Here is a 12,263-nt window from a genome sequence, read left to right on the forward strand (position 1 = left end):
AAATTTATGTATCAGTTACGCATCAACGATTTAACTACCGAACAATTTTTATCGGAATACTGGCAAAAAAAACCGCTCTTGATCAAAGCGGGCTTCGAAAACTTTGTTGACCCTATTGAACCTGAAGAACTAGCGGGTTTAGCCATGGAAGACAGTATAGAGTCGCGCTTGATCACCAACCATAAAGATGATTGGCAAGCATACCATGGACCATTTGAAAATTTTTCTCGCTTAACTGATACCAACAGCACCCTACTCGTTCAAGCAGTCGACCATTGGCATCCAGTAGCAGCGCAATTAATTGAGCCCTTCCGCTTTATCCCAAACTGGCGAATTGATGATTTGATGATCAGCTATTCAACACCGGGGGGCGGGGTCGGGCCCCATCTGGATCAGTATGATGTGTTCATTATTCAAGGACAAGGTAAACGTCATTGGCGTGTCGGTATGCCTGACTCATCTTTAAAGCAGTTCGCTCAAAATAAAAGCTTGCTCCAAGTCGAGCAATTTAGCGCTATTATTGATAGTGTTTTGGAACCAGGCGACATTTTATATATTCCACCAGGTTGCCCACATGAAGGTTATGCGCTAGAGAATGCGCTTAATTATTCTGTTGGCTTTCGCGCGCCTGATCAAAAAGACCTTATATCCAGCTTTGCTGACTACTTGATAGATAACGAACAAGGCTATACGCGGTACAGCGATCCAAGTTTAACACCCCCTTCATCGGTTGGGGAGCTTAGTGCTCATGAAATTGATAATGTTCGCCAATTAATGAGAAATATTCTTAACGATGACAAAATATTCAAACACTGGTTTGGCACGATGATCAGTGAAGCCAAACATGATATGGATTTGGCTCCGCTCGACCCGCCTTTGAATGAAGAAGAGCTGTTTGAGTATTTAGAAGGGGGTGAAATTATACAAAGAGCTGGTGGTGTCCGAGCGATATATCAGCGACATGAAGCACAAATCATGTTAAGCGTTAATGGCTGTACCTATCACCTGCCGGACGAATGTATTCATGGTGTGGCATTACTGACTGACCACATCAACTTTACAATTGAACAAATTAAACCTGCATTAAATTGTATTGAATTTATGAAAACCTTCACTAAACTTATTAGTGAGGGAACGTATTACTTACAAGAAGACGATGAGTTTGAGTAGTACATTTAAGGCTATTCAAGCAATGACCGTTGCCAAGTTTATTTAGGTTTTAATTTAATGCTGGGAAAGCTTAGCCCAGCAAATAAATTAATGCAAAATAGGCACTTAATTACTTGGTAACCTGCGCAAATACTTTTATGTATTAAGTGGAGGAAACATGAGTTACCACGTTAACAAGGTCAGTTGGCTTCAGAGAAAAGCACAATTAAAACAGATCCGCGAACGCGTATTTGTTTATGAGCTTCATATTCCAAAGGAGGTTGAGTTTGACTCTCTAGATTCGTTATCTGAGCACGTCATAATTCTCAATGAAGATAATGAAGCGGTTGGTACTGGTCGTTTAACACCTGACGGTTCGATTAGCCGGATAGCCGTTGTTCGGGCTCACCGAAATAGGGATGCCTATTGCTCGCTTCTAAACCGCTTGGTATCAATTGCCAGTGAAAAAGGTCTAGATAGCATTTATGTAAACTGCATCTTAGATGAAGTTCCCAACTTTGTCGAAAGTGGCTTTTGCAAACATGGATGCGTGTTTATGGAGGCAGGGATCCCAAGGCAAAAGCTCAGGTGCCCTATCACCTCATTCAAAACTGAGCCTTTTACGATGCTTCATTAACCCATAGTTCATCGTTATCGGCTATTTCGTACAAGCCATGCGCTCTATTTACAAGTAAATTGGCGAACTTGACCTGAGTCTCATCTTTTGCACCAGAAGACATAATACTGTCCGCTTTCATTTGCCATTGGTATGAGAAGCTTTTCATTGCTTCTCGTGCCGTTTTAGCAGCACTCGTTTCCATATGATCCGTTGGAAGGCGCCCTGTTAACACCCAATACGTTTTACCTGTTTGCGCCTTTATTTTCCAAACAGCACACAATGGGGCTAAAAAACGACTTTCTTTGTCAAATACACTTGCTGGAATAATACCTTTTTCAGCTAAATGTTTTTGTGCTGCTTGAAAGCAATCTCGTTGCCATTGTTTTTCCAATTCTACTTTTTGTTCTTCTGTTATCTTTTCTTCACTCATGCTTTTACTTCTTATTTAAGCTTGTTATCCCTGTAATGTAAGTGTTTGCCTAAACGCTTGCAACCTTTTGCAATAAAACGGTCATGATTCTATCAGGTTCCATGACCCCCATCAGAGTTTGAATTACCATCCTAATTATTACCAAGCACCTGAGCTGGCTCGGTTTTCGTTGCTTGCCAAGCAGGATAAACGCTTGCTAAAACGGCTAATACAAGCGTAACTATCAAGGTTATAAATATATCTGACCAGACTAATTTTGAAGGTAAAAACTCTACAAAATACACGTCTGCCAACGGGTTGTTGCCGCGCTCCGCAAAAACAGCATTAAATAAATCAGGTAAATTGATCGCAAGTAGCACCCCAACTAAAGTGCCTATAAAGGCACCAATCGCGGCATAGGTAATACCTTGAAGCGCAAAAGTTGCAAAAATCGTGCTATCTTTGGCGCCCATCGTTTTTAAAATTGCGATATTTGCTTGCTTGTCTTTTACTTCCATAACCATTGACGACACAATGTTAAAACTAGCAACAGCGATAATTAAAAAAACCACTAAAAATACGATTGTTCTAACCATCTGAATATCTTGATAAAGGCTCCCTTGGCTTCTGAACCAACTGCTTACATAAACTAAATCTGGTAACGTTTGCCCCGCACTCATCGCAATAGCATGCGCGTTAAAGATGTCGTTTACCTTGGCTCTCAAACCTGTTACGTCAGAGCGTGTTAAACCTAAAGCATCTTGAAGCGCACTCATATGGGTTAGCGTGAGCGTTTCGTCGACAGGCCCTCCCATCTCAATCATACCCACAAGCTCTAACGACAAACGCTTTGGTGCAGACAAAGGTCGCTCTGAATGTTGATTAGCAATCAGTAGCGTCACTTTATCCCCCACTTTAACGTTTAACGCTTTGGCTGTTTTTCGACCTAATACAATTTCATTTTCTTGAAGCTGCGTAATACTTTTACCGTTAATAAAACGGCCAACATTCGACACTTTTTGATGTAAGTGAGGCAAAATCCCTTTTAACTGAGTCGCCTTTAATTTGCCTTTAAACTGCACCATAGCTGTTAAGTTTATTTCGGGTGTAGCTGAAGTGATATTAGGATTGGCCTCTAACACCTTCACTTTTTCACCCCAGTTTTTGATAGGCTCATTCGGCGCTTGATAACTCACATGAGGCACAACCGACAACAAACGCTCTTCAAGCTGTTGTTCAAAGCCATTAATCACTGACAGCGCAACAATTAACACGGTTACCCCAAGCATGACCCCCAATGTTGAAGCTTTGCTCAACAGACTAACGATGCCCGTACGTTTTTTTGCTTGCCTAAAGCGCTTACTTAAAAAGGCACTAAGCATGAGTCGCCTCTGCAATCACACCATCATCTAGCATCACCGTGCGACCTAATTTTGAAGCAAGTTCCATATCGTGTGTTACCACAACAAAACTGGTATTCAGTTGCTCATTAAGTTCTGCTAGCAGGTCATAAATGCGGTTTGCATTGTGCTTATCCAAGTTACCTGTCGGTTCATCGGCAAGCACAAGTGACGGTTTGGTGACTAAGGCTCTTGCTATCGCCACTCTTTGTCTTTCACCACCCGATAACTCTGATGGCTTGTGCGATGCCCTGTGTGCAAGCCCCACTCGTTCAAGCATAGCCAAGGCTTGTGGCTCAGCTTGCTTAGCATTTAGGCCTCTGATCAGAAGTGGCATCGCGACATTTTCTAATGCAGTAAACTCCATAAGCAGATGATGAAATTGATAAATAAAGCCCATATTTTGGTTTCTAAACTCAGCTTGCTTGGCGCGGGATAACTTGCCCACTTCAACACTTTTTATTTCAACAAGGCCATTGGATGCTTTATCCAAAGTGCCTAAAATATGTAGCAATGTGCTTTTACCCGAGCCTGAACTACCCACTATAGCGAGCATTTCACCTTGTTTTACCGCTAAGTTAACGCCCTTTAATACCTCAACTTGAGATTTCCCATCTTGATAAGACTTACCAAGATCTCGACAATCAATTACTAAATTACTCATACCTCAATACCTCAGCAGGTAAAACACTAGCAGCTTTTTTGGCTGGATATAGAGTCGCAACAAAACTCATCACGATACTAACAATTGCCATCATAATAATACTGAACTGCGAAAACACGACAGGCAGTTGTAAGCCACCTAAAAGAGATAACCCAACCATCGCTAAAATTTCATTAATATTGTCAGCAACAACAAGACCAAGTAAAACGCCTATGAGGGTACCAACTAGGCCGTTGTAGAGCCCCTGTACCATAAACACTTTGGCTATCATCGATGGTTTAAAACCCAAGGTTTGTAATATCGCCACTTCGCCTTGTTTTTCTCTTACCATCATAGATAGCGCGGATAATATATTGAATACGGCCACGATAACGATTAAACCGAGCAACACAGACATAATGCGCTTTTCCATTGCAACGGCAGAAAACAACGCCCCTTGTTGTGATTGCCAATCATCCACGTCAAACTGAGATATTAAAATTGGGTTGTGGGCGTAAAACTCTTCGATTGCAAATGCATCATGAAGCGTAATGCTAATATCGTGCTCATCCACATTATTACGGCGCATTAGTCGTGCTAAGCTTTTGCCATCAGCAAAAGCCATTGTTGTGTCCGCTTCACTGTTTGAATCATAAATAGCTGCCACCTCAAATAATCGCTGAGCAGGTACACGGCCAAGCGGTGTATAACTTGATACATCAGGCATGATAACGCGAATTTTGTCACCAATACCCACGCCCAATTTACTCGCTAGATAACGGCTAATCATTAACTGATATTTATCCTGAGCGAATTTTTGTGTAGTTCCAAGATAGAGATGTTGTTCTACTGGACTTGTAAATCCGTCAAATACCCCTTGCAAACGGACACCAACCAACTCTTTATTCGTTTGTAAGATCACATCTGAGGTCAAATAAGGCTGAGCCCGTTTAATTTGCGTATTGTCATGCAAGGATTTGAGTACATCTTGCGTGTTGGCTTTTGAATCCGCTTTATGCTTTAACTGTACATGTGGGATCAGGTCAAGCATGGCGGTTTTCAATGATTGCTCAAATCCATTCATCACCGAGCTAACCGTGATCAACGACATCAATCCAAGCGCAATACCCGCGATAGAAAAGAAAGAAATAAACGAAATAAATGCATTGCCCTTTGCGGCTTTTGCATACCTCAAGCCCACATACAAGCTAACCGGCTGAAACATAGTAAATTTTTAGTCATACTTAATGCTAATTCTGGGCATACTAACACATATTACTCTGCCTTGGGTACGTCACAATTTGTAAAAAAATATTGAGAATCTAATAGTTAAATTTACATTTTGGTGTAGAATGCGGCAAATCTCGCAGCACGGATGTTTTATGTTGTCTTTATCTCGATTTAAGCACATGAATTTTAGGGGCGATTTGTTTGGGGGTGTAACCACTGCGATTATATCTCTTCCTCTTGCCCTAGCCTTTGGTGTGGCTTCTGGCGCTGGTGCCGAAGCTGGCATGTGGGGCGCAATTCTCGTTGGTCTTTTCGCTGCTTTGTTTGGCGGCTCTACTTCTCTGATTTCTGAACCTACAGGTCCGATGACGGTTATTATGACCGCAGTTTTGACCACCATGATGGCAAAATACCCTGAAACTGGTATGGCAATGGCGTTTACCGTTGTAATGATGGCAGGTGCTTTTCAAGTTCTACTGGGTACTTTGAAGCTTGGCAAGTACGTTACGCTCATGCCTTATAGTGTGATTTCAGGTTTTATGTCTGGTATCGGCGTCATATTAATCATTTTGCAAATTGCGCCTCTTCTTGGACACAAGGCACCAGCAGGTGGTGTAATTGGTACAATCGGTGCACTGCCCGATTTAATCATGAACTTGCATTTTTCCGAACTATTCCTGGGTATACTTACACTTGGCATTTTGTTCTATTTGCCAGAAAAGTATCGCCAATACGTGCCAGCACAGCTTGTTGCATTAGTCGCCATTACACTTCTTTCTATCGTGTTGTTTGATACCGACAGTATCCGCCGGATAGGTGAAATACCTAGTGGCTTGCCTGATATTGTTTGGCCCACTTTCGGTGCTGAGGTATTTACTGAGATGGTCATTGACGCCTTAATACTAGGCACACTCGGTTGTATTGATACCTTACTGACTGCCGTTATTGGTGACAGCTTAACTCGAACCGAACACGATTCTGATAAAGAACTCAGAGGTCAGGGTATTGCAAATATTATTTCAGGCTTATTTGGTGCGTTGCCTGGCGCGGGAGCGACTATGGGCACCGTGGTCAATATCCAAGTGGGTGCCCGTTCGCCTGCGGCGGGTATCATTCGAGCACTCATACTCATGGCCGTAGTATTTGTAGCGGGCAGCTTAACCGAGCCAATTCCAATGGCTGTGCTTGCGGGTATCGCCGTATACGTTGGTTTTAATATCTTGGACTGGAGCTTTATTCAACGCGCGCACAAGCTTAGCCTAATGCAAATGGCGATTATGTACAGTGTCATGTTACTTACGGTATTCGTTGATTTAATGGTCGCGGTCGGGCTGGGCGTATTCATTTCAAACATCATCGTTATAGAACGTTTAAGTCGCGTTCAAGCAGAGCAAGTCAAGGCTATCAGTGACAGTGATGACGACGTACCGATGAACGATGAAGAGCGCCATTTGTTTGAACAGGCAAAAGGCCAGCTTCTATATTTTTATTTATCGGGCCCTATGATATTCAGTGTCTCTAAAGCTATTGCTCGTCAGCATAGAGACATAGCCAAATATAAAGCAATGGTGCTTGATTTAAGCGATGTTGCAATGTTAGACGTGACTGTGAGTTTGGCACTCGAAAATGCCATTATCGACGCGTTGGATGCAAACTGTGAAGTGTTTATATATTCACCAAACAAAGAGACCAGTGAGCAACTGCATCGTTTTAATATCAAAGAGCGCCTTGGCGTCAATGCTTTTTGTCAAAGCAGAGAACAAGCGCTTAACCTTGCTTTGGAATCTATGCAGCCGTCAGATCAAACTGATAAGCCAAGTGGTCTAATAGCAGGCGTAAACTCGTAGGTACATATTGTCTGGGCGGATAAAGCGCCCAGACCCCTTCTCGTTCAGGCCTAAACTTTGGCAGAACTTCAATCAACAGCCCTTCATCTAGCGCTTTTTGTACATAATAATGAGGCAGTTGTACTAAACCTAACCCTTTTACGGCACCATTTAATAGCGCCCACCCGCTATTACACGTTAGATTGCCATGTACACTGATATTACGTTCAATACCTTCACACTTAAAACGCCAAGCTCTGCTATTACCAATCAAGCAGTTATGCTGTGATAACTCACCTAAGGTATGAGGTTGACCAAATTTTTTAATATAAGACGGTGCAGCGCAAACCAACGTATTTCGCCAAGTTAATCTTCGCGCCTTTAGCGTTGAATCTTTGAGATTGCCCAAACGGATAGCGACATCAATACCCATCGATACAATGTCTAGTTGCTCGTTTGATAGCAACATTTCAACGGTTACTTTTGGATACAATGCCATAAAGTCATTTACTAAGGGCATAATGTAGTGCTCCCCATACATGACGGGGGCAGTTAGTTTCAATACCCCAGAGGGTTGCTGATCTCTTTGTCGTAATGCAAGCGTGGCATCATCATACGCATGTTGTAAATGCTGTGCATGCGTCAGAAACACCTGTCCTTCTTGCGTCAATGTGAGTGTCCGTGTTGTGCGCGTAAGCAGCTGATGATCCAATTGGCTCTCTAGTTCTTTGACGCGCCTACTGATTTGCGCAACGGAGGTATTCAACCGCTTTGCTGCCAATGTAAATGAGCCAAGTGTGGCAACCGCTACAAACTCATCGATACCCGTCCATCTATCCATTATTACAAATACGTAAAAGTGTTTTATAAAAAGCCATATTATCAAATATAGTAATGCAATTATACTGGTGGAACTTTATTAAAAGGAAATCGTTATGTCTGAATTTATTAAATCAAAAGCCGCAATCGCATGGGGTCCTGGACAACCACTGAGCATCGAAGAAGTCGATGTAATGATGCCAAAAGCGGGTGAAGTACTGGTAAAAATCACTGCAACAGGTGTGTGTCATACTGATGCTTTCACACTGTCTGGCGATGATCCTGAAGGCGTTTTCCCTGCCATTCTTGGCCATGAAGGCGCTGGTATTGTTGAAGCTGTTGGTGAGGGGGTTACCAGTGTTTCTGTCGGTGATCATGTTATTCCTCTATACACGCCAGAATGCGGCGAATGTAAATTTTGTACTTCTGGCAAAACAAATCTATGCCAGAAAATCCGTGAGACTCAAGGCAAAGGTTTAATGCCGGACGGCACAACACGTTTTTATAAAGATGGTCAACCGATTTACCATTATATGGGCACTTCTACCTTTTCTGAATACACAGTATTGCCAGAAATTTCGTTAGCTAAAGTCAACCCTGAAGCACCTTTGGAAGAGATCTGTTTGCTTGGTTGTGGCGTCACGACCGGAATGGGTGCGGTTATGAATACGGCTAAAGTGCAAAAAGGCGATACCGTGGCTATTTTTGGACTCGGTGGTATAGGGTTATCTGCAATCATTGGTGCAACAATGGCAGGTGCTAAACGCATTATCGGTATTGATATTAATGAAGATAAGTTTTCACTTGCGACTAAGCTAGGTGCGACCGATGTCATTAACCCAAAAAATTTCGACAAGCCTATTCAAGAAGTCATTGTTGAGATGACTGATGGAGGCGTTGATTTTTCATTTGAATGTATCGGCAACGTCGATGTAATGCGCTCAGCGCTTGAGTGCTGCCATAAAGGTTGGGGCGAATCTGTGATTATTGGTGTTGCAGGTGCTGGCCAAGAGATCTCAACGCGTCCATTCCAACTTGTCACAGGTCGAGTTTGGCGCGGAAGCGCGTTTGGTGGTGTTAAAGGTCGTTCCGAATTGCCTGAAATTGTCGACCGTTATATGGCGGGTGAATTCAAGTTAGATGATTTTATTACTCATACTATGGCGCTTGAAGACATCAATGAGGCATTTGACTTGATGCATCAAGGCAAGAGTATTCGTTCCGTCGTTCATTACAAATAAGGGTTAGTTATGGAACTTATCGCCAGCAACAAAGTTGTTGGCGGTTGGCACAAACGCTACAAACACGCCAGCCGTACAACACATTGTGATATGACCTTCGCTATCTTTTTACCCGAGGTGGTTAACTCAGGGAAAAGCGTGCCTGTTCTTTATTGGTTATCGGGTTTAACTTGTACAGATGAAAACTTCATGCAAAAAGCCGGCGCCTTTAAAGTTGCCAACGAACTGGGGATTGCCATTGTTGCGCCTGATACCAGTCCCCGCGGTGAAAACGTCCCAGATGATGAGCAAAGTGCGTACGACTTTGGACTAGGTGCAGGGTTTTATCTCAATGCTAGCCAACCTCCTTTCGACAAACACTACAAGATGTATGATTACATTGTCGAAGAATTGCCTGAACTCGTGCAAACCCATTTCCCAGTCACAAGTCAAAAAGCAATCAGCGGTCACTCGATGGGCGGACATGGCGCCTTGACCATTGGACTGAAAAATACCGAGCAATATTCTAGTATTTCTGCTTTTAGCCCTATTGCTCATCCGGAGCAATGCCCTTGGGGAATAAAAGCATTTACGCAGTATCTTGGTAAAGACCAAGCACAGTGGCAACAGTACGATGCAACAAAGCTGATGCTAAACCAAGTATATAAACAAATTTGTCCGATATTGATTGACCAAGGCAGTGCAGACAATTTCTTAGATGAACAGTTGCAACCTTGGCACTTTCAAAAAGCAGCTGAACAGCAAAACTACCCGATTACACTGAATATGCGTGATGGCTATGACCATAGTTACTTCTTCATCAGTAGCTTCATTGGTGATCACTTACGTTTCCACGCTGCACATTTTTAACCATAACAGCGAGTGCGCAGCGCACTCGCCGTTTTTATCCTGTTTCATGCTCTTTCAAGTCAAAATGTAGGCTGTGACACATTTTTGGCTCACATAGCCATCACTCAAAGCACTTATCATTGCAAATTGGCTATAACTCTCCCACAATAAAGTAAATTATCTTTATAAATCAAGGCCTCTAATGGAAGTTGAACATCAGGAAATTGCCAATTTTTTAGAAGCTTATCCACCATTTTCTGACCTACCTGCTGATGCATTGAATAAACTAGCCAGTAGCGTTGAGGTAAGCTATTACCGTGCTGACAGCGTAATTTTCGAATATGGTCAACAAATCACACACCTTTATGTGATCCGATCTGGCGCTGTCGAACTTTTTCGCCGCTCAGGCGAACTGTATCATCGTATCTCGATGGGCGGTATTTTCGGTCACAGAGGCCTATTAATGAATCGCAAGGTGCGCTTTGGTGCGAATACGCTTGAGGACACGCTAGTTTATTGTATTCCTGTCGATACTTTTGACGAATATTGTAATGACTTCGAATTCTTTGCCGATTATTTTGAAGCCGATGACAATACCAGATTGAAAATGACGGTTTCTGAACAGCAAGATAGTAATGACATGACTACCGCCAAGGTCACCAAGCTTATGTTGCGAGATGTTGTTTATGTCGAGCGAGGCGCGACCGTGCAACAAGCAGCGAAAGTCATGGCACAAGAGCAAGTATCATCTTTATTGATCTACGATCCAGCAAAGCCTGTGATGGAGGACCCTGAAGAAGATGACGCACAAGTCGTTGGTTTAATTAGCGACCGAGATTTACGCAGCAAAGTGGTTGCACAAGGACTCCCCTACGATACCTTAGTGTCAGATATAATGACAACCGATGTGGTGATCATTGATTCTAACGCCTACGTTTTCGAGGCAATGATGCTCATGCTCAGAGACAACGTGCACCACCTGCCAATTGTACATAAACGAAAACCCATCGGTATGCTCACCTTATCTGATATCTTGCGGTATGAATCACAAAGTAGTCTGTTATTTGTGCAAGGCCTTATGGAGCAACAGAGTGTTGAAGACCTTGCAAGCTACTCAAAACAGCTTAATAATATTTTCACCCGCATGGTTAATGAAGATGCCAATTCACATATGATTGGTTCCGCTATGTCTATTATAGGAAAAACGTTTAAACACAAGCTACTAGAATTGGCAGAGACAAAGTTTGGCCCTCCTCCAATTCCCTACTGTTTTATCGCTCTGGGCTCTATGGCCAGAGATGAGCAACTCATAGTGACCGATCAGGATAATGCGTTAATACTTGATAACAGTTATCAACCAAGTGAACATGGCCAATACTTTGAGCAACTTGCTAAATTCGTGTGCGATGGGCTTGCTAACTGTGGCTACAAATATTGCGATGGTGGCATTATGGCAAGCAACCCTGCTTGGCGACTCACGTTTGATCAATGGCAACTGCAATTTGCGCATTGGATAGAAAACCCAAATCCAGAGGCGTTATTAAATAGCTCTATCTTCTTTGATTTAGAAGGCGTGTGGGGAGAGACAAAATGGTCAGAAAAGCTAACGGCATTTATTAGCAAAAAAGCACAAAATACGCCTAGTTTCCTTGCTGCTATGGCACATAACGCACTGAGAAGAACACCTCCACTGGGTTTTTTCAATGGCTTTGTACTTGAGCAAGATGGTGAACATAAACGCTCAATGAACATAAAACGTCGCGGTACAGCCCCTTTATCAGATCTCGTCAGGGTGCATGCTCTGGCAGTTGGTTCGCGTAAACAGAATTCATTCGAAAGACTAGAAGATATTGACGAAGCAAATATCTTACCCAAAGGTAAAGTACAGGATTTGCAAGCAGCCCTTGAATATATTGCTATCATGCGTATAAAGCACCAATCATGGCAGATTGAGCATAATGAAAAACCCGACAATAGTTTACCCCCTGAAACACTCTCAGAGTTTGAACAAAGAAACTTAAAAGAAGCATTTGGCGTACTTGATAAGGCACAAAGCTTTTTGAAATTTAGATATCAGAACAAATCAAAAATGAAATAAT

The 12,263-nt window shown here is 42.6% G+C and carries 11 protein-coding genes; 6 read left to right on the forward strand and 5 right to left on the reverse strand.

What is annotated here, in order from left to right; all coding sequences use genetic code 11:
- Window positions 1-6 precede the first annotated feature (6 nt).
- Window positions 7-1,170 carry a JmjC domain-containing protein gene (locus tag ACW689_RS05915; protein ID WP_476289290.1) on the forward strand — a complete coding sequence of 388 codons (1,164 nt, stop codon included), beginning with the start codon at window positions 7-9 and terminating at the stop codon, window positions 1,168-1,170.
- Between the two features lie 157 nt (window positions 1,171-1,327).
- On the forward strand, window positions 1,328-1,786 hold the full coding sequence (locus ACW689_RS05920; protein ID WP_476289292.1) for a GNAT family N-acetyltransferase: 459 nt from the start codon (window positions 1,328-1,330) through the stop codon (window positions 1,784-1,786).
- On the opposite strand, the gene ACW689_RS05925 is transcribed toward ACW689_RS05920, so the two are convergent.
- From ACW689_RS05925 to ACW689_RS05940, 4 genes are all read right to left on the reverse strand, one after another.
- On the reverse strand, window positions 1,770-2,198 hold the full coding sequence (locus tag ACW689_RS05925; RefSeq protein WP_476289294.1) for a DUF4826 family protein: 429 nt from the start codon (window positions 2,196-2,198) through the stop codon (window positions 1,770-1,772). The genes ACW689_RS05920 and ACW689_RS05925 overlap by 17 nt on opposite strands.
- A 131-nt stretch (window positions 2,199-2,329) precedes the next feature.
- Complete coding sequence (locus tag ACW689_RS05930; protein ID WP_476289296.1) at window positions 2,330-3,559, reverse strand: lipoprotein-releasing ABC transporter permease subunit; 1,230 nt, start codon at window positions 3,557-3,559, stop codon at window positions 2,330-2,332.
- On the reverse strand, window positions 3,552-4,241 hold the full coding sequence (lolD, locus tag ACW689_RS05935) for a lipoprotein-releasing ABC transporter ATP-binding protein LolD (RefSeq protein WP_476289298.1): 690 nt from the start codon (window positions 4,239-4,241) through the stop codon (window positions 3,552-3,554). The genes ACW689_RS05930 and lolD overlap by 8 nt, the downstream gene beginning before the upstream one ends.
- Window positions 4,234-5,445 (reverse strand): lipoprotein-releasing ABC transporter permease subunit, encoded by a 1,212-nt coding sequence (locus tag ACW689_RS05940; RefSeq protein WP_476289300.1) that lies wholly within the window; start codon window positions 5,443-5,445, stop codon window positions 4,234-4,236. Before ACW689_RS05940 ends, lolD begins: the two co-directional genes overlap by 8 nt.
- Before the next feature lie 157 nt (window positions 5,446-5,602).
- Between ACW689_RS05940 and ACW689_RS05945 the strand changes: the two genes are divergently transcribed.
- Window positions 5,603-7,297, forward strand: coding sequence for a SulP family inorganic anion transporter (locus ACW689_RS05945; RefSeq protein ID WP_476289302.1), 1,695 nt, complete (start codon window positions 5,603-5,605; stop codon window positions 7,295-7,297).
- Here ACW689_RS05945 and ACW689_RS05950 read toward each other — a convergent pair.
- Window positions 7,236-8,117, reverse strand: coding sequence for a LysR family transcriptional regulator (locus ACW689_RS05950; protein ID WP_476289304.1), 882 nt, complete (start codon window positions 8,115-8,117; stop codon window positions 7,236-7,238). The genes ACW689_RS05945 and ACW689_RS05950 overlap by 62 nt on opposite strands.
- Window positions 8,118-8,211: 94 nt before the next feature.
- Between ACW689_RS05950 and ACW689_RS05955 the strand changes: the two genes are divergently transcribed.
- From ACW689_RS05955 to ACW689_RS05965, 3 genes are all read left to right on the forward strand, one after another.
- Window positions 8,212-9,336, forward strand: coding sequence for an S-(hydroxymethyl)glutathione dehydrogenase/class III alcohol dehydrogenase (locus tag ACW689_RS05955; RefSeq protein WP_476289306.1), 1,125 nt, complete (start codon window positions 8,212-8,214; stop codon window positions 9,334-9,336).
- 9 nt (window positions 9,337-9,345) lie between these two features.
- Window positions 9,346-10,185: an S-formylglutathione hydrolase gene (gene fghA, locus ACW689_RS05960; protein ID WP_476289308.1), complete on the forward strand. Its 840-nt coding sequence runs from the start codon at window positions 9,346-9,348 to the stop codon at window positions 10,183-10,185.
- A gap of 181 nt (window positions 10,186-10,366) precedes the next feature.
- Window positions 10,367-12,262, forward strand: a complete 1,896-nt coding sequence (locus tag ACW689_RS05965) for a DUF294 nucleotidyltransferase-like domain-containing protein (protein ID WP_476289310.1) — start codon at window positions 10,367-10,369, stop codon at window positions 12,260-12,262.
- The last annotated feature ends 1 nt before the right edge of the window (window position 12,263 follow it).

It is taken from the genome of Pseudoalteromonas sp. ABE4_541 (assembly GCF_056312285.1).